Origin of the sequence: Pseudarcicella hirudinis (assembly GCF_900115665.1) — a bacterium.
Classification (GTDB): Bacteria; Bacteroidota; Bacteroidia; order Cytophagales; family Spirosomataceae; genus Pseudarcicella; species Pseudarcicella hirudinis.
On sequence record NZ_FOXH01000001.1, the window covers coordinates 60,998 to 87,131 of the forward strand.

15 protein-coding genes are annotated in these 26,134 nt (G+C 39.6%); 8 read left to right on the plus strand and 7 right to left on the minus strand.

Annotated features, from left to right (window positions below; genetic code table 11):
• The first annotated feature begins 3 nt into the window (after positions 1 to 3).
• The 4 genes from BM179_RS00230 (at position 4) to BM179_RS00245 (ending at position 8,123) form a co-directional block, all read left to right on the plus strand.
• Complete coding sequence (locus tag BM179_RS00230; protein ID WP_092010378.1) at positions 4 to 3,255, plus strand: efflux RND transporter permease subunit; 3,252 nt, start codon at positions 4 to 6, stop codon at positions 3,253 to 3,255.
• Between the two features lie 12 nt (positions 3,256 to 3,267).
• Positions 3,268 to 4,380 (plus strand): efflux RND transporter periplasmic adaptor subunit, encoded by a 1,113-nt coding sequence (locus BM179_RS00235; protein WP_092010381.1) that lies wholly within the window; start codon positions 3,268 to 3,270, stop codon positions 4,378 to 4,380.
• Between the two features lie 49 nt (positions 4,381 to 4,429).
• Positions 4,430 to 5,023: a hypothetical protein gene (locus tag BM179_RS00240; RefSeq protein WP_092010384.1), complete on the plus strand. Its 594-nt coding sequence runs from the start codon at positions 4,430 to 4,432 to the stop codon at positions 5,021 to 5,023.
• Positions 5,024 to 5,894: 871 nt separating this feature from the next.
• Entirely contained in the window at positions 5,895 to 8,123 is a 2,229-nt protein-coding gene (locus BM179_RS00245; protein ID WP_092010387.1) for a transferrin receptor-like dimerization domain-containing protein, read from the plus strand.
• A gap of 54 nt (positions 8,124 to 8,177) precedes the next feature.
• Here BM179_RS00245 and BM179_RS00250 read toward each other — a convergent pair whose 3' ends face one another.
• Positions 8,178 to 9,341, minus strand: coding sequence for an acetyltransferase domain-containing protein (locus tag BM179_RS00250; protein WP_092010390.1), 1,164 nt, complete (start codon positions 9,339 to 9,341; stop codon positions 8,178 to 8,180).
• A 108-nt stretch (positions 9,342 to 9,449) separates the two neighbouring features.
• Complete coding sequence (locus tag BM179_RS00255) at positions 9,450 to 10,325, minus strand: aldo/keto reductase (protein ID WP_092010393.1); 876 nt, start codon at positions 10,323 to 10,325, stop codon at positions 9,450 to 9,452.
• A gap of 354 nt (positions 10,326 to 10,679) precedes the next feature.
• Here BM179_RS00255 and BM179_RS00260 point away from each other — a divergent pair, with 354 nt between their 5' ends.
• Positions 10,680 to 11,195, plus strand: a complete 516-nt coding sequence (locus BM179_RS00260; protein WP_092010396.1) for a molybdopterin-dependent oxidoreductase — start codon at positions 10,680 to 10,682, stop codon at positions 11,193 to 11,195.
• Positions 11,196 to 11,199: 4 nt separating this feature from the next.
• Here the strand turns inward: BM179_RS00260 and BM179_RS00265 are convergent, their stop codons facing one another.
• A complete protein-coding gene (locus BM179_RS00265) occupies positions 11,200 to 12,816 on the minus strand; it encodes a PAS domain-containing protein (RefSeq protein ID WP_092010399.1) in 1,617 nt (538 codons plus the stop codon).
• A 689-nt stretch (positions 12,817 to 13,505) separates the two neighbouring features.
• On the opposite strand from BM179_RS00265, the gene BM179_RS00270 reads away from it, so the two are divergent.
• From BM179_RS00270 to BM179_RS00280, 3 genes are all read left to right on the plus strand, one after another.
• Positions 13,506 to 15,194 (plus strand): hypothetical protein, encoded by a 1,689-nt coding sequence (locus BM179_RS00270; protein ID WP_092010402.1) that lies wholly within the window; start codon positions 13,506 to 13,508, stop codon positions 15,192 to 15,194.
• Positions 15,195 to 15,262: 68 nt separating this feature from the next.
• Entirely contained in the window at positions 15,263 to 21,340 is a 6,078-nt protein-coding gene (locus BM179_RS00275; protein WP_143095104.1) for a hypothetical protein, read from the plus strand.
• Between the two features lie 62 nt (positions 21,341 to 21,402).
• Complete coding sequence (locus BM179_RS00280) at positions 21,403 to 23,409, plus strand: fibronectin type III domain-containing protein (RefSeq protein ID WP_092010407.1); 2,007 nt, start codon at positions 21,403 to 21,405, stop codon at positions 23,407 to 23,409.
• A 94-nt stretch (positions 23,410 to 23,503) separates the two neighbouring features.
• On the opposite strand, the gene BM179_RS00285 is transcribed toward BM179_RS00280, so the two are convergent.
• From BM179_RS00285 to BM179_RS00300, 4 genes are all read right to left on the minus strand, one after another.
• The gene (locus tag BM179_RS00285) at positions 23,504 to 23,965 is read right to left on the minus strand and encodes an RES family NAD+ phosphorylase (RefSeq protein WP_092010410.1); all 462 of its coding nucleotides are present in this window, start codon (positions 23,963 to 23,965) and stop codon (positions 23,504 to 23,506) included.
• 1 nt (position 23,966) lies between these two features.
• The gene (locus BM179_RS00290) at positions 23,967 to 24,470 is read right to left on the minus strand and encodes an Xre family toxin-antitoxin system antitoxin (protein ID WP_092010412.1); all 504 of its coding nucleotides are present in this window, start codon (positions 24,468 to 24,470) and stop codon (positions 23,967 to 23,969) included.
• Positions 24,471 to 24,596: 126 nt separating this feature from the next.
• Complete coding sequence (locus BM179_RS00295) at positions 24,597 to 25,415, minus strand: DUF3307 domain-containing protein (protein ID WP_092010415.1); 819 nt, start codon at positions 25,413 to 25,415, stop codon at positions 24,597 to 24,599.
• Between the two features lie 2 nt (positions 25,416 to 25,417).
• Positions 25,418 to 26,074 (minus strand): SatD family protein, encoded by a 657-nt coding sequence (locus tag BM179_RS00300; protein WP_092010418.1) that lies wholly within the window; start codon positions 26,072 to 26,074, stop codon positions 25,418 to 25,420.
• Between the last annotated feature and the right edge of the window lie 60 nt (positions 26,075 to 26,134).

Below are 26,134 nucleotides of genomic sequence, written 5' to 3' on the forward strand. Positions count from 1 at the left end.
ATCATGGATAAATTACTCACAGGAGCACTTTCCAAGCCCGTTATGGTGCTTGTAGCAGTACTCGGATTGGCCATCTTTTCTTTCATGGCATTATTTAATATTCCGGTAGATATTTTCCCGAAACTGAACCTGCCGACTATCTACATTGCTCAGCCTTACGGAGGAATGACCCCCGCACAAATGGAAGGATTTATCGCAACCCGGTATCAGAATCAAATGCTGTATGTATCTGGTATTAAAGATATTGAAGTGAAAAATGTCCAGGGTTTATGTTTGGTGAAATTAAGTTTTTACGAAACGGTTGACATGGCTCAGGCAGCCGGTGAAGTAGCCAATCAGGTAAGTCGTGTAATGAGTTATATGCCTCCCGGAACCGTACCGCCAACTGTAGTTCGGTTTGATGCTACCAATCTTCCAGTAGGGCAATTGGTATTTACCAGCAAAAAAGCAACATTAAGTGAAATGCAGGATCTGGCTTCAACCAGAATCAGACCGCTGTTTTCGCAGATTCCGGGCGCTTCTTCTCCTCCTCCTTTTGGAGGAAATGAAAGAACAGTGGTAGTCAGAGTGAATCCTGATGCTATGAAAAGCTATCAGCTGACTCCTGATGAAATTGTACAGGCAGTCGTGAAAAATAACCAGATTTCTCCGGCAGGGAATGTGAGAATCGGAGACCTGACTTATATGACTCCGATGAATTCGGTGATGGGAAAAGTGGAGGATTTTCTGGATATTCCCTTGCGTACAGGAGTTGGCCCGACCGTTTTCCTGCATGATATTGCCTCTGTAGAAGATGCCTCAGATGTTACGGTAGGTTATGCTTTGGTAAATGGTAAACGCTCGGTTTATATTCCTCTGACCAAAACCTCTGATGCTTCAACGATGAATGTTGTGAATGCACTGAAGAGTAAACTTCCGGAAATGCAATCTCTTTTACCGGATTATATCAGATTAAAATATGAATTTGATCAATCTGTTTACGTAATAAATGCCGTGGAAAGTCTGGCCTCAGAGGGACTGATCGGGGCTTTGCTGACAGGCCTGGTGGTGTTTTTGTTTTTAGGAGATTTCAGAAGTTCAATGGTTGTAATTGTTACTATTCCTATTTCCATTCTCGCGGCGGTGCTGGCTTTGAATCTGTCCGGACAGACTATTAATATCATGACACTTTCAGGATTAGCATTGGCTATCGGTATTTTGGTTGACCAATCGACTGTCGTCATCGAAAATATTCATCAGCATCTTGAAATGGGGAAAACCAAATCCAGAGCGATTCTCGATGCAGCGAGAGAGGTTTCTTTTCCGCTTTTATTGATTACCTTATGTATTCTTGCGGTTTTTGCTCCCGCATTATTGATGAATGGTGTTCCTAAAGGGATGTTTATGCCTTTGTCGCTTGCGGTAGGATTTTCTATGATTGCGTCCTATATTTTTTCCCAGACGCTGGTTCCTGTGCTTTCAAACTGGTGGTTGAAAGGTCATGATCATAAAGCCTTACATAAACCTGAAATACTGAATGACCTCGATAATACGGAGGAATCAGAAATGGAAGTTTATGAAGAAACGCATCCGAAACAGATTTCAGGTTTTGAGAAATTTAAACTGAAATACCTCCATTTGCTGGATAAACTGATGCTGAGGAAAGCCATTGTGATTCCCGCTTACCTGATTTTGAGCTCAGGACTGCTGGTTTTCGGATTCATGAAGATCGGGAAAGACATGATGCCGAAACTGGATCATTCAAAACAATTCCAATTGAGACTGATTGCTCAGGAAGGAATGCGTATAGAGCGTACCGAACAGCAGGTAATCACAACCATCAATCTGATTAAAAACCTGGTCGGAGCAGAAAATGTAGATATAACTTCTGCCTTCGTCGGGATGACTCCTTCAAGTTATGGAACAAGTGCTTTGTATGTTTTTAATGCAGGGCCAAATGAGGCAGTTTTACAGGTAAATTTAGGAGAACACTATCAGGTTAAATCTCTTGATGAACTCAAAGAAAAAATCCGGAAAAAGATTCATCAGCAACTTCCTGAAACAAATGTCTCATTTGAACCTATCGAATTAACTGACAAAATAATGAGTCAGGGAGCGCTGACACCTATAGAGGTAATGGTAGGGAGCAAGGATTTAAATGAGGGTAAATTTTTTGCTGAGAAGCTGATGGAAAGCCTGAAAAAGATTCCGTATCTGCGGGATATCCGTTTAAATCAGCCTTTAAGTGCCCCGACTTTAGATATTCAGATCGACAGAACAAGGGCTTCACAATTTGGTTTATCGGCCGATCAGATTGCTAAATCTTTAGTGGCTGCTACTTCTTCCAGCCGGTTTACGGCCAAGAATTTTTGGCTGGACCAGAAAAAAGGATTTGCTTATCAGGTACAGGTTCAGCTTCCGGAGTATCAAATGGCTTCGGTTCAGGATGTAGAAAATATTCCTTTGATTCCGGGTCAGCTTCGTCCTACACTGGGAGATGTTGCTGTGGTTAAAAAAGTGAAAGTTCCGGGAGAATTTGACAGAATCGGCCCCAGAAGGATTATTACCGTTTCAGCAAATATCTATAAAAAGGATTTAGGTGCTGCGGCTTCAGATGTGAGTCTGGCCATCGAAGCAGCCGGAACACCGCCTCAGGGAACAGTTGTGGAACTGAAAGGAATGGCAAGGCTGTTACAGGATACTTTAGGGAGCCTTAGTTCAGGATTAGGTCTGGCGGTAGTAGTAATTTTCCTGTTGCTGGCCGCTAATTACCAGTCATTCAAAGTATCTTTTGTGGTTTTAGTAACGATTCCGGCAGTTTTGGCAGGTTCCATCTCAATCTTACTGCTTACCGGAAGCACACTCAATTTACAGTCTTACATGGGAATAATCATGTCGGTAGGGGTGTCGGTAGCTAATGCGTTGTTACTGGTAACCAATGCAGAAACTTTAAGAAAAGAATATAAGGATGCTGCAAAAGCTGCCAGAGTGGCCGGGGCAGTCAGGCTACGCCCGATTCTGATGACTTCCATTGCGATGGTGGTCGGAATGATACCGATGGCAAGCGGCCTGAGTGAATCAGGTGAACAGACTGCTCCTTTGGGAAGGGCAGTAATCGGCGGATTGGTTGCGTCAACGCTTGCTGCTTTACTCATTTTACCACTGGTTTTTGCCGGAATACAAAAGAAAACATCCGTAAAATCTGTATCACTCAATCCGGAAGATTCGGAGAGTGATTATTATGACCAACACGAACTTATCGCTGAAAACGCTTAAAATTATTATCTCATGAAACGTCAAATAATGTTATTGCTTACCGCTTCCGGAATGGTAGTAATGCTGAATGCCTGTAGTTCTTCCAATGCTGAAAATGCCGGTAAAACAATGGGAGAGGGGGATGAAATCACCTGGCCTACCGTTAAAATAGAAAAAGCCAGTCCTACCCGGGAACTGCATTTACCCGGAGAACTGACGAGCTATTTTGAAACAGATATCTATCCGAAAGTGAACAGTTATATTAAAAAAATAAATGTTGACATAGGCGATCATGTTGCAGAAGGACAGCTTCTGGCGGAATTGGAAGCTCCGGAACTGAAATCTCAATTGGCAGAGGCTTATGCCAAAGTAAAATCTGCGGAAGCGCAATGGACAGCCGGAAAATCCACTTACAGAAGAATCCTGAAAGCAGCACAGACTCCGGGGGCGGTATCTCCGTATGACCTGGACGTTGCCCGCTCAAAAACAGTGGCAGATAGTTTATCTCTTTCAGGAGCCAATGCCGTTTACCAGTCTATGCAGGAGATGAATGGGTTTCTGAAAGTCAGATCACCTTTTGCCGGAATTATTACTGACCGTAAATTGTCACCCGGTGCTTTTGTCGGCCCGGGAGAAAAAACAGCTGTTCCGGTTTTTAAGATCAAACAGGAGCATAAATTACGTTTACAGATCGCTGTTCCTGAAAAATACCTGGATGCAGTCAGACAGAATCAACCGGTATCTTTTACGGTAATGAGCTTTCCTGATGAGGTTTTTAAAGGAAAAGTAAATCGTATTTCTCATAATGTTGAAAAACAAAGCCGTTCGGAAATGATTGAAATAGAAATTCCTAATAATTCCCTTCGACTGGTTTCAGGCATGTATGCGATGGTTAATCTGCCTGTAGAAAGATCCGGTGCTTCTCTTATGGTGCCTTCTTCTGCTATTGCCACAACGATGGAGAAATGTTTTGTAGTAAAAGTGGTTGACGGAAAAGCGCAATGGGTAGATGTAAAAAAAGGTATGGAAGCGGATGGCAAAACAGAGGTTTTCGGACAGGTAAAAGAAGGAGACATCATTCTCAAAACGGCCAGTGATGAGGTTAAAACCGGGATGTCTCTCAAACTGGTCAATACAAATTATTAAAGTTGATTTTTCCTGAATACATACACCAAATGAAAATTTAAGAAGTAATATGAAAAAGTCTGTGAATGCTTATAAGTCACTGATTATGTTTTTTTTAATCCTGTGTGCTATCACAAATGTGAATGCCCGGGAAAAGACTCATCCTCATGACATTGTCCGGCTTATCCGGAAAAGTGATGATTTGTTAAACATCTCATCAAGGCCTGAAGAGGCAGTCAGGAGAGTTAACTGGCGCCCAGGGAAAGGCATATTCAGTGTCTCTTTTAACAATGGCCGGCAAAAAAGCTTTGGCATAAAAGAGTTATGGGGATATCAGCGAAGAGATGGAAGTATTTTCCGGTTTTTTCAGGGAGATTTTTACAAAATTGAACAGATTGACCAAATGCTTTTGTATTCTCTTGAAAATACGATAGGAGGGGCTTCGATTGAAGATTTGTATTTCAGCAGGAATGCGGAGGCGGGAATACTTTTTTTATCAAGACCTAATCTGAGAATGGAATACCATGACAACCCCTGCTTTCTTGAGAAAATAGATCAGTTATCTGTTTTGAAATCTGTAGGGGCTTTAGAGAAAGATAAAAGGAATTATCGTCTGATTACAATGCTTTCTGAATGTAACGATAAGCAGTCTGCCGGGTTATAAGGTATATCGTTTTCTCAGATTGTTTGAGTTGAGTAGTTCTAAATAGTAGTGCAGATTACTTATCCATCTGATCTTAGGTAATGACTTTTCAGCATATACTGAAGGATCAGATTTTATTGAGCACATGAAATGGATACACCGAAGACTATCTATTCAGATAACTACTCATCCCAGACTTAATCTTGACCAGGAATGTTATTGGTACTAATGACAATATTTATTCCGGATGCCTGTTTCTCTCTGCCAAGAAAAACATTTATGATATAATCGTCGATAAAAATTAAGATTTTCAACCCGTATTCCCGAATATTCAGACCCAAAAGATATAGATTTGTTCGTCACTTTTTACCACAGTGAGGATAAAAGAAAAGTAATAAACAAGTTTAGTGTTAAATATTAGGTATATAGTGTTTAACAGGTTGAACAAATTTGTCTTGCAGAAATTCATGCTGTGAATTTCATGCCGTGAAAGTATAGACTTTTTTTTAAAATACAAAATCATTTGTTCCCTTTTGTTGAGTTTTTCTCAATTATTGGACAAGTTAATTTAAAGCCATACCCCGTAAAATCCTTTGTTTTTGGTGATTTTATGGAGTAAAACTTGGTTTTATACCAAATTGCTGATTTTGATTTATTCTTTCCTGAAAATAATCCGGAAAATGACAAACGAGTTTTTATAACTTGTTTTGAAAGAGCTGACAGCTTTCTTTTTTCATAAAATCAGGTGAGAAAAAACTTGACTTAAAACCTCTTTCTTTGTTTTTTCCCTGCAAACATACTGTTTTAAAATACAGATTTTATGGAGTTTTCAATATATTTACTTTAGTAGAAAACTTATCCTCTGTTTATTGAAACGTTTAAGGAAAAATACATGAAAAAAAGACTTACCTTCATCTTCATCCTCTCTCTTATTTCACATCAAAGCCTGTTAGCTCAGAATATTCTTGGGTTTGACGAAAAGAATGTGAAAAAACAACTGGCACTGGAAGCTCAGTTTGATGCCGGACTTAATCCTCAGAATCTCAGAAGCTGGATGCAGCGCATGACTTCCAAACCACATTTTGTTGGTTCGCAGCATGACCGTGATAATGCTGTTTTTATGAGAGATTTATTTCGTTCCTGGGGTTATGAAGCCAGAATAGATACTTCTTATACACTTTTCCCGACACCCAAAATTCGTCAGCTTGAACTCCTGGGACCAGTACCTTTTAAAGCTTCTTTAACCGAACCTGCTCTCAAAGAGGATGTTACCTCCAGTCAGTTGAAAGACCATTTACCAACTTACAACTGCTTTTCAGCTGACGGTGATGTAACTGCCGAGCTGGTTTTCGTGAATTATGGCCGGCCGGATGATTACGAAATGCTTGAAAAAATGGGCATTAGTGTAAAAGGAAAAATTGTCATTGTAAAATACGGACAGTCATGGAGGGGATTAAAACCTAAGCTAGCGGCTGAAAAAGGAGCAATCGGCTGTATTATTTACTCGGACCCGAAAGATGATGGTTATGGAGAAGGTGATGTATATCCAAAAGGGCCTTTCAGAAATGAAAATGGTGTACAGAGAGGCTCTGTACTGGATTTGCCTGTTGCGCCGGGAGATCCTCTGACAAACGGTTACGGGCATACTAAAAATGCAAAACATATTAATTATCAGGAAGCCACAACCATCATGAAGATTCCGGTTTTACCGATTTCTTACAATGATGCGCTGCCTTTGCTGAAAGCGATGGGAGGGAGAGTTGCCCCTAAAACATGGAACGGACAATTGCCGATAACTTATCATATTGGTCCCGGTCCGGCAAAAGTTCATCTTAAACTGATGTTTGATTTTAAAATTGAACCATTATTTAATGTAATTGCTGTGATGAAAGGAAGTGAATTCCCGGATCAATGGATTTTGAGAGGGAATCACCATGACGGATGGGTTTTCGGAGCGGCAGATCCTGTGAGCGGCATGGTTGCTGTTATGGAAGAAGCAAGAGCAATCGGGGAGTTGGCCAAAACAGGCTGGAAACCTAAAAGAACATTGGTTTTCTGTGCCTGGGACGGAGAAGAGCCCGGTTTACTGGGATCAACGGAATGGGTTGAAACCAATCAGGACGAATTAAATAAAAAGGCCGTCGTTTACCTCAATTCTGATGGTAATGGCAGGGGTTTTCTTTCTGCCGAAGGTTCGCACACGCTTGAGAAATTTTTTAACGAAATAGCCAGAGAGGTAAAAGATCCACAAAAAGGAATCAGTGTCTCAGAGCGTTTAAGGGCTTATATCAAAGTAAACGGGAGTCCTGAGAATAAAAAGGATATTCAATCCCAGACAGGCTTCCGCATCGGAGCTTTAGGCTCCGGTTCGGATTATTCCCCGTTTTTGCAGCATTCAGGAATTTCAGCGATGAATGTAGGTTTTGGCGGAGAAGACGACGGGGGAGAATATCACTCAATTTATGATTCATTTGACCTTTATACCCGCTTCAAAGACCCTGATTTTTCTTATGGAATTACCCTTGCTAAAACAATGGGGAGAAGTGTACTGAGATTAGCCAATTCAGATGTTCTTCCTTTTGATTTCCTTGGGTTCTCAAATACCGTTCAGAAATATGGAGAAGAGGTGAAAAAATTGCTGGAAACCAAACGGGCACAAACCGAAGAGAACAATCGCTTAATTAAGGAAGGTAGTTTTGAGGCTGCTGTTAATATAAATGAACCTTTGTCTGAGAAATTACTGGATGAAGTGCCGTATTTGAATTTTGCACCACTTGAAAATGCCTTGACGAGGTTATCAAAAAGTGCTGAAAATTATGCGTTATTGTCTAAAAATACCGGAAAGCTTAGTGCAGATAAATTAAACAGCCTTAACGGGATTTTGTTTCATGCAGAACGTTATCTGACGAATCCTACTGGCCTGCCTGCCCGCCCCTGGTATAAACATCAGATTTATGCCCCGGGTTTTTATACCGGTTACGGGGTAAAAACATTGCCTGTTGTTCGTGAATCAATTGAGCAAAGAAAATGGAAAGAAGCGGATAACGGAATACAAACGATTTCGCAGACTTTAAATGGTTACTCAGATCAGATTGACAAAGCTGCAGAACTGTTAAAATAATGATTTGTTGATAATAAGAAGCCTGTTCCGGATCTGGAACAGGCTTCTTAGATTTTACAGATACCTTAGCAATTTGTTATCTCTATGCTGCATTTTATATTTTCCATACCATTTACATAATGGATACAGCGAAATGACTATTCCCAGCCAGATCAGATAAACGACAGGGAGTTCGAATCCGAAACCTTCTTTGGGCCTTCCGAATCCGAAAGCTCCGAAAATCAGATCCTTTGCCTGAAAGCCCTGTGCAAATACCATAATCAGCATGATAGAATGGGCAAGATACCAGTGAATCAGATAGTAGAAAAGCGGTACTTTCCCATAAACTTTAATAATTTCAATGAATTTACCTTTCCATCCCTCAGCCAGAAAAAGAATGAGAAACATCAAACCCAATGTTACCAGTGAATACTGCAGGGAGGGAGGATATTTGGAGACATTGATAAACGAAAGAAAGGTGAAAGTCAGGCTTTTTTGGACAGCCCAGGGAGCCGGGTCACCATATAAATTAATAAATCTGATCGCGAAAAACAAAATAAGACAACCTGCGGAAGTCTGCCAGAGTATTTTTTTCCGGTCGGCCTCCGGTAGTTCAAAAATCTTACCGGCAGCAAAACCCAGCAACATAATGCCAAGCCAGGGAATGACAGGATATCCTGTTACCAGTGTAAACTGTGGTGTTACCTGAAAGGCATTAGACCTGAAAAAATAGGACCCCAGAAAGTTTACAACAGGATTTCCGTTAAAGGAAACAAATTGCAGCAGATTATGCCCGAAAGTAATGATCAGACCAATAATGGTAAGGGTTTTTATAGAAAGTTTCTGGAGAAAAGACAGCATGACAAAACCAAACCCGATTGCGGCTATCACCTGAAGAAGTACAACTCTGAAATGAAGGTCAAACCAGATCCCGAAATTAACGACCGTAAATTCCAGGAAAATTAACCAGAGCCCTCTGCTAAGCAAAAAACTTTGACTGGCCTTTAAATTGCCATGATTTTTAAGCGAAAGATAAGCGGAGGTTCCGGAAAGAAATACGAATGTCGGAGCACACAGATGCGTAATCCATCTGGTCATAAAAAGAAGCGGGGTCGTGGTGCTGAGATCAGTAGGATCCTGAGTAATGGAACTGACATGCATAAGATCACGAACATGGTCTAAGGCCATGATAACCATTACCAAACCCCGGACAAAATCAATCGAATTGATGCGTTTCATTGTATAGTTTGTTTTTTTTCATAGGAAATCGTTTCAATACAGGATGATACTACCGTAAAAAAATAAGTGAAGCTCTTTTTAAAAACTTCACTTATCCGGATATTAATTCTATTTCAATAAAGCCAGGTTATAAAGATCATACCAGTCTTCATGTGAAAGTTTGATTTCTGTAGCACTTGCTGCATTTCGTATTCTGGTTTCAGATAAGGATCCGATAATTGGCAAAGTTCCTAATTGCATAAGCCAGGCTACGGCAGTCTGTTCTACATTGGCTTCGTATTTTCTACCTATTTCCGATAATCTGGCTCTCAGCATTTCTGATTTGGCATCTCTTCCGTTCAGAATTTTTCCCCCTGCAAGTGGTGCCCAGGCAAGCGGTTTACTGAACCTTTGTTTGATAAAGTCAATTCTTCCGTCTTCAATCGCTGAAGTATTGGCCAGATTCAGTTCAATATGATTGGTAACGATAGGTTTTCTAAGGTAAGATTCAAGCAACTGATGCTGAAAAACCGTAAAATTTGTTACCCCGATATGCTTTACCTTTCCTGAATTAACCAATTCGAAAAGTACCTGTGCCGTATCTTCCGGATTGCTTAATTTATCGATATTATGAAGAAGAAAAATGTCTAAATAATCAGTTTTTAGTTTTCTGAGTGAATTTTCGACACTTTCTAGGATATATTTTCTGGTATTGTCAAAATAGGTTACCCCGCTTGATGTTTTACGGATACCGCATTTGCTGAATAAAACGATGTCTTCTCTTTTAAATGATTTTTGTTGAATTAACTTGCCAAAATACTCTTCAATGGTATAATCACCGTAAATATCAGCGTGATCAAAAGTATTAATTCCTAACTCTAAACAAAGGTTTACGATTTTTTCTATAGAAGCAGAGGTTTCCAGACCTTTATCCGTCCATCTCCAGAATCCATAAATTGCCTCAGAAACTTTTGGGCCTGAATCACTTAAATAAACTTTATTCATACGTGTTTTTTTTGAATGGTTGTTTTAAAATTTGCTTTGAGTATTATAAGTTGACCCTAAAAACGCCTGCTCATAATCAGCATGTTAGATTTTGTGACTCTGAAAATGAAATTTTGTCATCCATAAAGTTAAAAAATTGGAAAGAGAGAAGCAAAAAACCATGTGATTCAATCTGCTTTCCCCCAAAGCAATTTAGGGCAATATAAGAAATTTCAAATCAAGATAAGGTTTTGTTAAATGAAAATCGACGCTTATATTTGAGTCGTTATTTTCTGTTGAATATAACGAAGCCTTCCAGATACTTGAGAAAATAGATTAAACAGATACTTTCAGCAATTTCTTCAGATTGTTTTTATGAAAAAATCAACTTTATCACGACATAGCCGCCTGGCATTTCTGCTTGTTCTGACATGCTTCATCCAGGGTATTTCAAAGGCTCAGCAGGCAGTCATCAAAGTGCAGGGAGAAGTACTTAAACCTTTGTCACTTTCAATAGAAGATTTGTCGAAACTGCCACAGATTTCAATAACGGCGAAGGATAAAGATGCTGAAAATCATGTTTTTTCGGGAGTAGCATTAAATGAAGTCTTAAAACTGGCAGGTGTAACATTAGGCGCTCAGCTTCGCGGGAAAAACCTCTCTAAATTTGTGCTGGCAAAGGCAAATGACGGTTATGAAGTACTTTTTGCTTTACCGGAGCTGGATTCTGATTTTTCTGATGACATCATTTTACTGGCTACTAAGGCAGACGGAAAACCACTGGGAGAAGGTGTTGGCCCTTTCAGACTGGTTGTTCCCAAAGATAAAAAGCACGCCCGCTGGATCAGAGAACTGAACAGCATTCAGGTGGTAAATGCCGGAAATAAATAGGTTTTCAAAGCTCTGAAGTAGGCTTCTTCTGAAGTGAAACGCCTGGAACCTGTTTAGTCTTCTGGACAATTTTATGAATGATTTCATCTAATTTGAATGACTCTTCTTCAAGAAATTTGAGGATTTTTTGATTATTCTGATCATTGAGATCATCATGATTTATTAATTGTACCAAACCGATAATATTGGCAAGCGGAGCCCTTACGGTGTGCGACTGAAGCCAGGCAATTTCATTCAGCGAATCATTCTGAAGTTTAATTTTCCGGGAATTTAAATGCCGGTCTGTAATATTTCTTACAAAACAGCTGATGTCGGTTACTTCTCCTTTTTGATCTGTAACGGGCGTAAGGTTAATTTCAATAATCCGCTCCCCTTCATTCGGGAAATTGGTGGAGTCTTCAAAATGTGCTTTTTCTCCGGCAAGTGCTCTGTCGAAATGTACCTTAAATCTGTTCCAAAGAGCGTAATCCTTTTCTTTATAAACTACATAATCACCCTGTTTAGGCTTTTGTCCGGTAATTTTCTCAATGCGTTTCAGATAAGGATCATTTCCGACAACCAATTGCATATCTTTGTTTACCAGCCAGATCAGATCTTCGGTATTATTGATGAGCGCATGCATATTTTTCTCATCTTTAATGATCTTTTCCTGTAATTCTTTCGCCTTTGTAATGTCACTCGAAACGCCATTGATTGAATCAGGAAGACCTTCCTGATTCCTTACCAGTACATTTCTGTCGTAGATAACTCTGATACTTCCGTCCTTATGTCTGATCCGATATTCAGATTCTGAATGTCCCTCTTTAAGCAGTCTTTTATAATTTTCACCGATAATTGCTTTATCTTCATCAATGATTGTTGAAAACCATAAATCAGAATTGGTCAGGAATTCATCTGGCGTATATCCATAAACAGAGGTACAGGCATCATTGATATAATTGATTTTAAAGGAGTCAATTTCACATGACCAGATAATGTCAGAAACAGAAGAAAGAATATTTTCCAGACGATTTTTGTAAGCAATCAGCTGAGTGTTTAATTCTGCATTAGCCTGCTGGGTTTTAATGATTTCATCCACATCTGTTGAGGAGGCAAATCTTGAGGCAGTGCCTTCAAAAACGGTTTCCATGACAGATATTCTGACGAAAAATTCCTTTCCGCTTTTCGTCTGGTGTTTCCAGATAAAATCATCGGGGGTATCTGCTGAAACCTTTTGAAAATAATTATTGAGCCTTTCTATTTCTGAAGCAGAACGAATATCCATAATGGTCATTTTCAGGAATTCTTCTCTGGAATAACCGTATTTGTTAATTGCGGCCTGGTTTACAGCCAGAAATCTGAACTCTTTTTTTGAAGAGATCCACATGGGGATCGGATTTTCCTCGAAAAGGCGTTGATAGGCAATTCTTTGATCAGCCTCTTTCCTGAAGCTCTTTCTTAGATAAAAGTACAGAATCAAAGAAGTAATGCCGACATAAAAGAAACCTTTAAATATACCAATCCAATAAATAATGGAAGGATTCAAACCCAGAAATGCGGCGATAATATCTAAGAGCGTATCACTGGAGCTTATCCATAATATTCCTATTAAAAAATAAATAAAAGCTATCTTCTTCGCCATTTCAAAAAGGCATGTTAGTGTATTGGTGTGTTGAATATTTAATCAATTAAAAGATGTTTCCCGGAAATATGACCAATAGAAACCGATATGCAATCCCTGTTAACATTCATTTGGCTAACAATTTAACTGAATTTTAGAAAACAAAAAATCATATATTTTAGCTTTTGAATTATTCTGTGAACAGATTTTGTTATTGCCTTCTGTATGAATCGGTTTACTCGGTATTTTTTTTAAGATTACCGGAAAAAACCTGAAACATGAAAGACTGTTGTTAAACCCGCTGCGCGAAAAAGCGTTCCCTTCAACGATTATTGATAGCCTTTCATCGGTTACTATATTGTATCGCCGGTCAATGTAAATAGATTTGATTAATCAGAAAAAGAAATTAAAAACAACCTTTTGAGGGATGCAGATACAGGTTATTCTTCTGATGAATTTATTTAAAAATGCTCTGTTTTAAAACTATAAATTTCCCAATGGAATACTGAAACCGTTTAATAACTTCTGTTTTGAAAATTGCTTTTTATTATGGCTGAAACAGCCTTTAGTTAAGAAGAAGCAGAAAGCCGGAAAATATTAAACAACCCGGAGCATCGATTAATATCCAGCACTTATTCACCTGACAACAAAGTAAAACAAGCATTAAACATTTTAAACAGCTCTTTATTAAACACTACTACTTTCAGGAAATGAGATTATTAATAGTTTTGGTGATGTTTCTGGGTTTGCTGCCAAATGCTTTTTCGCAGGATCTGGCAACTATGGGTCAGCAAAAACCCTTTGCCCTGAGTGGCTCTCTTGACGTACGGGGGATAGCTTATTCAGCCGACGGAATTCCTGCCCGCAGGAGTCCGTTTATGTATATGATTTCAGGAAGCCCTACGATTTCAATCTACGGGATATCAATTCCTCTTTCATTCGTTTACAGTGAACAGGAACGTAATTTCAGGCAGCCTTTCAATCAGTTCGGCATGAGTCCTGCCTACAAATGGATTACCGTCCATGCCGGTTATCGCAATGTTTCTTTTTCGCCTTATACCCTGGCAGGTTATACCATGTTAGGAGGAGGATTTGAACTGAATCCCGGAAAATTGAGGATAGGGTTTATGTATGGCCGTCTTAATCGGGCAACTACGGTTGACACAACAACCGGAACGATTCAGCCTTATAGCTTTTCAAGATTCGGATATGCCGGAAAAGTTGGTTATGGGACGGAAGATACGCATTTCGACCTGAGTTTTTTGAAAGCCAAAGATGATGAAGCCAGTTTAAAAGTAGGAAATCTGGATCAAAGTACCGTTCGTCCTGCTGAAAACCTGGTAATCGGAGCAGATACAAAGGTTACTTTTGCTAAGAAACTATTCATTTTTGCTGATGGTGCAATCAGCGTTTATACCCGGGATTTTCAATCCAAATTGGCATTGTCATCAGAAGTTACCGGTACTGATATTTTCAACAAGGTAAATAAATTCATTACCATTAACGGAACTTCAGAATATTACATCGCATATTCAGGAGGAATCGGGTATAAAGAAAAGGATTTCTCCCTTAAAGTAGCTTATAAGCATGTCGATCCGAATTTCCAGTCGATGGGAGCCTATTTCTTCCAAAGTGATATAGAAAACATCACCATTTCTCCTTCATTTAATGCTTTGAAAGGAAAATTACGGTTTTTGGGAAGTCTGGGTATTCAGAATGATAATACCCAAAAGCAAAAGCAGGCTACTACCAAAAGAGTTATCGGAATGGCGAATCTTTCCTGGGATCTGACTACCGCTTTTGGCTTAGATGCCAATTATACTAATTTTTCTTCCAATTCAGAACCGACTGTAACAAAGGTTCAGAACAAATACCTGCTTGCCCAGACTAATCAGAATATTTCGGTAAGCCCGAGGTTGATTATTCCGGCAGAAAAACACACACAGGTATTCCTGCTTTCATATAATTACAGCAATCTCTCGGATGTAAATGCCGAAACACAAGCTGCCAACAACATTAATACAACCGTAGCAATGTTGAATTATAACCTTACTTTCAATAAATCAGGTTTGTCTTTAATGGCCGGAGGGAATTATACGACAAATGTTCTTACTACAGGAACCATTACCAACAAAGGAGCGACTTTAGGCGCATCAAAAGGATTTCTTAAAAACCAGTTGCAGTTCAGCACTTCCAATTCTTACATCATCAGTACTTTACCGCAGGGAAGCAGTACCATTTTGAATCTCGGTGTCAATACTTCGTACCAGCCTTTGAGAAATCACAGATTGAGTTTAAGAGTAAATTATCTGAATAATAAGCCAAGTGATGATGCGAAAGGGGGACAACCGAAATTTTCAGAGACAACGGGAGAATTAGGGTATACACTGAGTTTCTGAAGTATTTGAATTTTTGCCAAAAAGAACCTGAAAATATAGCTACCAATAACGGAAAATTCTTTCATGCTATGAAAAATAAAATTTTGCTCCTGCTTTTTGTCCTGTTGTCATGGAAAACCATTGCCCAGAATGCAGTAAATGTAAACTTACAATTAGTTCCCCCTTATTCTACCAGACTGAGTGATTATGCCAATAATCCCGGAAAAGCCATCATTATTCTGCAAAACACCCAAAGGGTAGCCCAGACGGTTTATCTGAGAGCTTCTATTTCAGGGGATAATGGAATCCAGATTTTTACCAATCCGAATTTCAGACCTGTCAGAGGTATAACCTTGCAGCCTAATATTCCCTATACTTTGAATATTGGTGATTTACAGGATTTGTTTGATGTAAATCAGCTTACTGCCAGAGGGATTACGATGGATGATATTGAAAGAAAAAATGGGATTCCTGAGGGCATTTATCAGGTATGTGTAAGAGCGTATGATTTTGTCCGTCAGACAACCGCCTTATCATCTGATGCACCATTGGGATGTACGACTATTCGCCTTACGCAGCTCGAACCACCAATTTTAATCAAACCGCTTGAAGATGAAGAAGTGAGGGTTTTTCAACCACAGAACATGATTTTTTCATGGACAGTACCTGCCGGAAGCCCGGTTGGTACGCAATACCAGTTGAAAATCTTTGAAATGATTCAGCCAAACCGGAATCCGAATGATGCTTTTCTTTCAGGAACGCAACCTGCTTTTTTTGAAAAAACTGTTACCGGAAATGTATATGTTTTAGGCCCTGCTGATCCTCCTTTGGTTGTGGGCAGAAAATATGCCTGGGCTGTACAGGCATTGGATCAGAGCTCTTTAAACGGTCGTAATCAGAAGGGAGAAGGCTCTTCTTTCCGAAATAACGGAAGGAGTGAAGTAAGATCTTTCATCTATAAAAATCCTGAAATTCAGACTGTAAAAACTGAAGTAACAACCATTCCTGAGAAAAAACCAAAGGCGAGCATTCCGGCAAATTTTGCTGTGGGCAAATACGTTCCGATTTTTGCAAATACGGTATTATCGGGTACAATAAATTATGATTTTATCGACCAGTCGGGCAATAAAAACAGCTCATCAGGTTCCGGAACTTCCTCTTCCGGAACGGCTAAGAAAAGTGGAAACAGCCCGCCCGCAGCAGCAGCTTCCTATTACCCGACCGGAAACGGAACATATAAAAACATGACGCCCGCCAATGCTACCGCATTAACCAATATCAGTACAGCCTATAATCCCGCATTTTTGTCAGCCATACTCAGTGTCTCGGAACGAAGAAAACCGCTTGCTAATATTCAGGTTAAACTGGTAGTTGATTATAAAATGGATGGTCAGCTGGATGGCAATAAAATTCAGGGAAATGATAAGAATTATTTTTCCTCGATGCTTAAAAACTACCATGAAGTAATTGCAGTAACGAAAACCGATAATAACGGAAATTTCAAGTTTACGTTTGTTAATACTTCGCCGACAAAAGTCTTAAGTGCAGATACTTCCTTAACATTTGGCAGTGGAGAATTTAAGAATTTTTTCAAAGGAAAAATTACCCGAAGTGCCAGAATTATAGTAGATAGTCCTTATTATACAAGTCCGGAAGATTTTCTGACTTATGACGAAGAAAAAGAAACATCTTATAAAAACCTGGTAGCCGGGGTAAGGGATTATGAACTGACGGTGCGCCTGAAAAATGCTGAAAAGATATTGTTCGGACAGAAATTACAGGGAGATGCCGTTTTTAAAACTACGTTTAATGGCTATAAAGTGTATCTTACCCGAAAAAATATCCCGACGGAAGTTCCTGCAACCGAAGGCGATATTCCGAAACCTAAGAAGAAAATTCAGGGAATGGAGGTAATTGCGGAGGGGGTTTGTAACAATAATAATGAAGTTGTTTTCAAAAATCTGGTAGTTAACCTTGAATCAGGCAGTAATTACTATATTATTACGGAGAAACCCGATAACAAAGAGGTAAAGGCCATCAATAATTTTACTTCCGGCCCGGCGGTGTATTTTGCCCTGAACAAAGATTACAAAGATCCGGATGTAAGTCAGAACGGGCAATCTATCATTATTGGCGGGCCAGGATTGGATAATGCTACTTTCAACAGTGAATATGAGACTTTTACCAACATCAAATGCAATGTAAATATGTTTCCTCTGTATCCTCGTATAGAAGGATTCGTTTACAGAAGTGATAATAAAAAAGTACCGTTAACCAATGGAGATGTGAAGTTTTTCTACGGAGATATTGCCAAATTAGGACTCTCTCTGATCTTTGATGCTACCGCAAAATTTAAAATTCCGCTCGATACCAAAGGTCATTTTGATACAGGTTCCGGCAATCTGCTGATGGGACCTCTTACCTCCGAAGGTAATTTTGCAGAACCATACAGCAGTTTTGCTTATCGGCTGAATGCCAGCGGGTTCAAGCCGGCCGGGGAGTTGATTTATGAAGATAAAGGAAAGGTCCGTGCTCTGGCTCCAGGTTTTTATAAATATTATGATGGTATTTTTCTCAGTCCTTCAGGCAGGGTAAAAGGCTCTGTAGTAGATGAAGATGGAAATGGGATTAGCGTTGTGATTACCCCGGGAACAGGTGCAAAAGATTCAACTTTTAACGTTAAAACGACTTATAAAACCTCTTCGGCAAAATCGGGTTCAGGGAAATTCGGTACGGTGTATGTACTTAGCGAAAATACACCTCCTGTTAAATTTGACCTGCCTGCTACTTCCGGGAAGATCAAATTCCATATTGATGTAAAAGATGAATCATTTTTTGATTTTGACAGTACTTTTTCAATCGGAGATAATTCAGTAGTTGATCTGGGAAAACTGGTCATGAAGAAAAAGCAGCACAGGATTAAGGTTATTGTCATGGAAGATAAATCACCGGTTCCTTCTCCTGCCAATAACTTTAAGAAAACAGCTGCCGATGTATCTAAGTTTTACGCCAGTTCAGGTCCGAAAGTCGTGGACTCCGGAAATAAATTATATACAGCCTTTGAAAAACAGGAGGCTGAACCGAATGCCTCACAGGTTTTATCAACCGTTTTAAAATATGCTTCGGAAATTACCTATGTGAAAGATGCTTCAGTAGAAATAAGAGCAGGGGGAGGTTCGGGCGGAGGCTCACCGCTTTCAGCAAAATATTCCCCGGCTAAGGCCGGATCTTTATCCGGAAATAAAAATCAGCCTTCACAGGAAGATGAAGGGGTCGCTATTGCCGGACTGGCTCCTCAGAAAACTGATGCTAAAGGAACAACCGGATTTAAATTTTCTACTGAAAGCGGTGCTAATAACTTTGTAATCAAGGTAAATCATCCGGATTATGCCATCAAAAATACAACGGTGGTAAATTTCCCTTCAAAAGAGGAGAAAGCCGTTATCATTATGGTGCAAAAGTCTGCAAAAATCTCCGGAAAGGTATTTGGTACAGATAGTGGCTCACCGCTTGCCAAAGCAAAGGTCTATGTTAAAGAAAAACCGGAAGTAAAAGCTGAAACTAAATCTGATGGTACATATGAGTTGCATGGCTTGCAAAGAGGAGTGCCTTTAACAGTGATTGCAGAGAAGTCCGGCTCTAATTATCTCGGTGGAAGTAAGTTGCTGACTATTATGGAATTGTCTCAGAATAATGTTGATTTTGGTTTAAAGAAAAATGATACATTAGACGTTACGAAGATTCTCGGGCTTCCTGTTACGCTGACTGAAATCAGAAATGAGGGTGGAAAAATCAAAGTAACCGGAAGTTTCAACAGCATTCCTTCCAATCCGAATTTTATCTATGATTCTACCAAGGTGCTGACTTTCAAAGACCTTGAAGTAACAAAGAGTGCAGAAAAAAACTCAGCAGGTTTGCCTTATCTGAAACCTGTGGCCGGAAAAGTAGTTACACAGACTAACAAACTGGTATTCCAGACCTATAAGAAATTCAGTACCATCGCAGAAAATACTTCTGCAGGAATTGTGGTAAGTGATGGCGGGGGGGGTAAAGGACAGATTAAGGAAAAAGCCTATATTCTTACCAGTGCTGCCTTTCCGGATACGAAAGTCGATTTTACAGAGAACCGTTTTTACCTGACAGATTTAACAGTAGCAGATAAAGGGCAACGGGTTCAGATGGCGATTTTTGCAGCCAATACTTTGCCAAACCGTAAAATCGGGATTGCGGATGCCAGTGGAAATGCATTGAAATTCAAGCTTTTTTCTACCAATCTTGAAGCTGAAGCTGATGCCGAAAAATCTTATATTAATGCCGATTCTGTAAGATTATTCACCATAATTCATACCAATCTGAAAAACGTCAGTCCGGCTGATCTGAAAATTTCAATGGGCTATCTGAATCTCCTTTATGGCAAAGGACTGAACACGATGCAATCGACCAGTTCATTGACCATGTCTTTGGAAAAATGGCAATTGGTGGCAGATAAATATGTGATTGGCAATGAAGGTTTTATCCTGAAATCCGGTAAAATTAAAACAGGTTTGCTGGATGTTCCGTTTAAGGATATTAAGGTTACGACTGAAGAATTGCTTTACGGAACGTATGAGGTTAATGAACTTTCTCTGGGTGGCGTAATCAAAATTCAGCCTGAAGCAGGTGTTCAATTTGGATATGATTCCGGAAAAAGCCATTGGTCTTTGAAAATGGATGCCAAACCGGGTAAAAGTATTGTCGCTTCATTTGGAGGTCTGCCTAATCTGAATCCTGAAGATAGATTTTATTTCAGTAACATGAGTCTTTACAGTGACGGTTCAAAAGGATATGATTTAGCCAGTGATCAGAAAGATGTGACAGCCTTTAAACTTTTCAGGTTCAAGCCGAAAGATATTCAGGTGACAGATGGCAGTGTCAATATTCCGGGTTTTATTGACCTGAATATTCCGAACCTGGAAAGCAAACAGACCTTGCTGCAATTCACAAAACAGGGAACGAGTATCAGCACCAAAGTCCTGCCGTTTGATTATGAGTTCAAAACAAATACCCTGACCGTCAGAGTTAAAGCTGCTGACAATAAAATTACAGAAACAGGACATTTTGCCACGGGTTCTGTTTCCGAAGACGGTAAGTTTAGTTTTCCGATGAGTCTGGGTAAAAACAAAGATACCTGCGGCATCAGTTTGCCGAAATCTGCCACTTTTAACCTGGCTTCAAATGGAAATTCCAAACTTATTAATATGGCCGGAGGCCTGAGGGTAAATTCAGGGAATTGGTCTTTGCTGAAATTCGGAGGGGATATTATGGGCGCAAACGGAGCTACAGGAAGACTGAATCTGGAAGTGCATGGGGATATTGTTGCTGATAACCAGAAAGTTGGTGTTAAAAACATCGATACACCTTACGGAAATATCGGAATCATTTACAATTTCGATAAAGGGCAGCTTGAAGGCCATCTTCATACTGAAAAAGATATGGGTTCCGGCACTTTTATGAAAGCTGATATCAATATGGTAATGGGGAACGAGGGATGGTATTTTCTTGGAGCCGGTGAGTTTGAAAAAACAAATCCGGTTACAAAAGGAATGGCTGCAACGATTATAGGAATGTATCCGATGACTGAGGAAATCCGGAATATCTTTAAACAATATTCCTGGGTTTATCAGCTGAGAGGAGAGCTGCCACCAATTTTCCCGAATCAGATCAAAGGTTTTTATATTGAAGGAAAAGCCGAAATTCCTGTACCGATTATTCCGCAGTTTGATATAGACCTTGGCGTAGTTTCAGGAAAACTGAGTGCAACAATCGGGGCCGACATGAGGGTTTCCATGAACTTTAGTGACGGCCTCACCCTGGGAATCGGACAAAGTGTTTTTGCCAATGTTACTGCCGGAGTCGGAGGATCAATAGGCATTGCCTGCGGAGGTCTGGAGGCTTCCGTTACTGCGGATGTGAGTGTAGACGGCCAGGTGAGTACCAGCGGCAATTGGTTTGTGGACGGTTCTGCCATGTTGATTCTGAAAGGTTCCGCTTACTGGGGCTGGGGAGTATGTGATTCTGATTGCGATGGTACTTTCTGCGACTCCAGTAGTGACAGTATTACCAAAACGCTGGGAATCAGAGTGCATATGGGAAGCGATGCAAAAAAATATGAGTTGTATATTCCCTAAATCAATTGAATAATTTACGGTTTATTCATTTCAACGGATCAGTTTAGTTTATATAGAAGATCATGAAAAAGATACTTTTTTTCTCTGTTTTGTTCATCAGTACTCATTTATCCTTTTCACAAAAGGCTAACAATAACCTCATTGCCGTTGCCGGAAAAGGAGGAATCTATGTCAGTTTAGGTCGGCAGCCCATTAGCAAAAAAGCAGGAGGAAAAGGGATCCGAAGCGTTAAGGTGGAGCGGAAAGTCAATGATGAAGATTTTAAAGGACTGACAGAAATGGATGTTCCGACCAGCAGAAAAGAACTGACGGAACGTTTCCGGAAATACGATGCATTATTGCCGGTTCCTTCAAATCTGGACGATAATACCTTAGGCAAAATCTGGGAAAAATGGGAAAAATATCAGGTAATCGACAGCTTAAAACGATATATTACCAATCCATCCCTGAGAATGGCTTTTGGTTTATTGTATCTTGACGAAAAGGTGCAGAACGGGAATACTTATTCTTACCGCATTTCCTTTACTGGAGAAGGTTTGAGCAGATCAGAACCTTATATCTCTATCCCGGTGAGTCTCCCTAAACGACCTGCTGTTGCCGGATTGAAATACCTGCATAATATTTCAGAAGAAAATAAAATCCAGGTGCTTTTGAGCGTTGGAAAAGGAGATAAACCTTTCTTCCTCAAAGCTTATCGTCAGGAAGGTCTGAAAGGTAATTTTGTTCCGGTCAATGTTTCTTATGTTACATATCTGAGAAAAGGAGAACCAACGATTATGCTGATTGATGAGTTTGTGAAACCTCTTACAGCCTATAGATATACCATTAAACCGTTTGATTATTTTGGCAATGAGGGGCCACTGAGCGATACCATTACTGTAGCGGCTTATACTTATCAGAATGTACGGATTCCTTATAACCTGAAAGCTTTGGGGCTTTCTGAAAATCATGCCGTAAAGCTTAACTGGGAAATACAAAGTCCTAATATCTTCAAAAGTATTCAGATCTGGAGAAGTGAATATTATGACAAAGATTTCCGCTTAATCGGAGAAACGCTGCCGACAGAAAGCGAGTTTCTTGACAAAGACGTCCTTCCGATGAAAAAGTACTATTACTATCTCATTACTACCGGATTGATGGGAGAATTTTCCGGCCAGACGGCAAAATTCTTTACCTTATATGAGGATAAAACGGCAGTTTCTGCTCCCGGTAATCTTTATGTCCTTTCACATCCTGACGGGATACAACTCAAGTGGCAGACTTCAGAACCAAATCTGAAAGGGTATCATATTTACCGGGCAGGGATGAATGACTCGAAGTTTGAACTGGTACGGACTTTATTGCCTCATAATAACAGACTTATTTTGCAGGAATATGTGGATTCCTCGGGAATACTCAGGCCAAATGCCTCTTATCGTTATTTTGTAATAGCTGAAAATACCAGTCATGTAATGAGTATGCCATCAGATACTTCCAGTGGTGTTACCGGATTGAAAGTTGCCTTAAGTCCGCCTTTTGCTTTTACCGCAGAAAATGAAATGCCTTTGGTAAAATTACACTGGACTGCTCCGTCTGCCAAGGAGGAGGCAGGTATTTCCGGTTATGAAATTTACAGAAAGAAAACAGGAGACGGGACTTTAGTGAAAATCGTGCAAATAGGAACCAATGTTAATTATTTTAATGATTCTACGGCTGTTTTAGGAGCCTCTTACCAGTATCAGATTAAGACCTTGGGTTTTAACGGTGAATCAAGTAAGGCTGACGAAAGCGGAGTTGTTTTGCTTCCAGTTCCTGAGATTCCGGTTCCGTTTGGACTGACTGCCTATAAAAATGAGCTTGGTGTGATTTTACAGTGGGATGAAGTACGTTACAGCGACCTGAAAGAAGTGAAACTGTATCGCTATGAACGAGGCGCTAAACCACAATTACTGGCTTCTTTAAAACCGGATGAATTGTCGTATGTTGACAAACAGACAGGAAAAGGGAAATTATTTTTTTACTACCTGGTTTCTTCTGACAGGGCGAATAACCAGAGTAAACCGAGTGAAGAGGTTTCTGTTTCTTATTAAAAGGAGTGGTGTTAAAACATTGGAAAAGCTAAAAATGCTCAGTGTCATGTGTTTTTGACTTTTGTTTTGATATCCACTAATCTTTGATTGTATATTATCCTTTGAATATTCTCATATCGAATGGAAATTTTTCAATTTTTTTGATAGTTATTCTGCTAAAATCTTTATGATTAGGATTAATAAGCACATTGTAGTCGCCCTGTGTAACGACAGAAGGAATAATTAATACACCATTTGTATTTTCAGCCACAAACTCATCACCAAATTTTTGGGTAGAAATCGGATGTGGAAAATTTTTCCAGTCTGGTGGTAGATCCGTTTCGGAGATTTGTTTAGTAGCTATGTCATCAGGTATGTCAATTGTTAACATGACATAATCATCAGGCAGGGTTGCTAAAGTAAAGTGAACAGCCACCTCAGCCATTGCTAAGGACCTGTTTTGGGCAGTATAAATTAATTCTATGCCAATAGAGTTCCAGCGGGCTCCTTTAATAGCAGCTCCTATCCCTGAGAGAGGAGCTGCATATTTCTCCCTGGCAAGTCTGAATACTTCCATTTTACACAAGTATTCCGTGATTAATCCGAATTAATTCGCTGATAACCATCTCTTTCCCATAAGAGTCTTTCAATAATTCTATGGGTGCTAGTTTACCTAGTGCATAATTCGGAGTATTGAGCCATAACCTGAGTTTTTCTATATTACCAAATACATCAAGTCCGACTTTAGTAACTTCGGACATTTCAATGATTTTCTCAGAATGAACCGGTTTGAAATAATGTCCGGAAAATGCCTTGTACCTATGCAGTGATTTTGTTGAAATGTTAAGAAGGTCAGCCCAATCACTTTCAGTAAATGGGGCATAATCCTGAATTAAATTAAAAAGTGAATATGGAATACCAGCTCTGATTGCAAGGATGATAAGTATTTTGCTTTCCAGAAAGCCTTCATAAGTAATCGACTTATTTACTTCAATCTGATGGTTTGTAATTCTGTCAGAATGCAAAAAGGCCGTGATTTCTCTGTTTAACCTGGTTTCGATATTTGATATTGTTGCTGACATAATTCTTATGAATTCGACAATTGTCTATAAATATATAACAATTGTCGAATCGGAACAAGCTTATTCTGAACAAGGAAACCTGTTAGTTTGTAAATTTAAGCCGACGGCCGACCGCTGAAAGTCTATTCATGTGCTTTTAAGAATCAGATTACATAAAGCCCCTATGATAATGGCACTTCCGTAACTCAATAAAGTGCCAATCAGGATGTATTCCGACTTTTTACTTACAGAGGAACCATTTTGCTGATTATTCTCACTGAATCTGAGCAGGGATTTTGCCGCAATCAAAAAACCAATGGATTCATATTGTCCTGCAATGATCAGTGTGAGAATAATAATCCTTTCCAGCATTCCGATCCACATACCGGCATTATCAAGGTCATTATCGTTTACATTTGGCGGAACCGGGGTCTGTAACTGCATCTGCCATTTTCTGGTGACAATATTAATAATGATAGAAACAGGCAGAGTACATAGGGCATAAGCAGTGAGGATAGTCATTGCCCCATAATTAGTGGTTAAATCGCTCCAATAATCCAATGCAGTATCAAGCCTTTCAATCAGAAACAGCCATACTGCCAGAATAATGATAAGGTGCATACTCTGGTCAAGCAGAAAATACTTTAACTTTTTATGGGAATATGCCGGGTCTTTCCTGTTAGTTCTGTAGGCTGAATTGAGCCTGCGGTCTTTGCTGATTTTCCAGATATCTATTCCTAAATGCGTAATGGCAATAAACAGGGCGATATACCATAATTTCCATTCTCCCAGTAAAATCCAGGTTAAGAAGAAATGGACCGCTGCATGAAAATAAAGGTATTTTGACCGCAGAAAACGATCTTCCTTATCTTTTACCCAATCGTTGAATTGCAGGTGAAAATCTCCCAGTGTATGAGCCAGTAACAATTGTATTAATATGATAAACTGAGCGGAAGAAATATACATATTTAGCTTAGGTTGGCTTTTGTTACCTCATTGAAATGTTTGATAAATATTTCCACAGCCCCCCAGGAGGCAGCTTTAGCCCTTTGATTAACAGAGGATTGTGCAATATTTAATATTTTTGAGATCTGAAGCTCCGTTTGTCCCGAAAGTTTCAGATATACCACATCCGCCTGAAGCGGCGTCCATTTACTGATGATTGTTTCCAGTAATACCAGTCCGATATTAATGTCATTATTCAAGTTGGGCCAGGGAGATTGCAGACCTATTTGCTGGGGCAGTTTTTTCATAACATCCAGTAATCTTCCTGAATTATGAAAGGCTTCCCCATCTGATTCTGATAATTTCTCAGATTTATAACTGATTTCTCCGATTCCGATGGCAATTCTTGCGTCCAGAGTCAGCTCAGAATCAAATTGGCTTTTTAGATAAGAACGCATTAATACGCAGAGCTTCAAAGCCTCCGCAGGAGAATCCAGCAATCCCTGAAAACTATCTCCCCTGAAAATCTCAAACTGTATTTTCAGATGCATTTCGTTCTCAGATTCCGCCGAATACTTCCTGAAAAAAGTATCTAATTTCTGTAACAGCTTATCTCTTTTAAAGGCATCAAACTTGGTTGAGTTGATAATATCTCCCGTGATTACTGCATAATAACTCATAGCATTTTTTTTGCTAATGTACAGTATTTTAATCGTACTGTCAAAAATTATCGTGCTGGA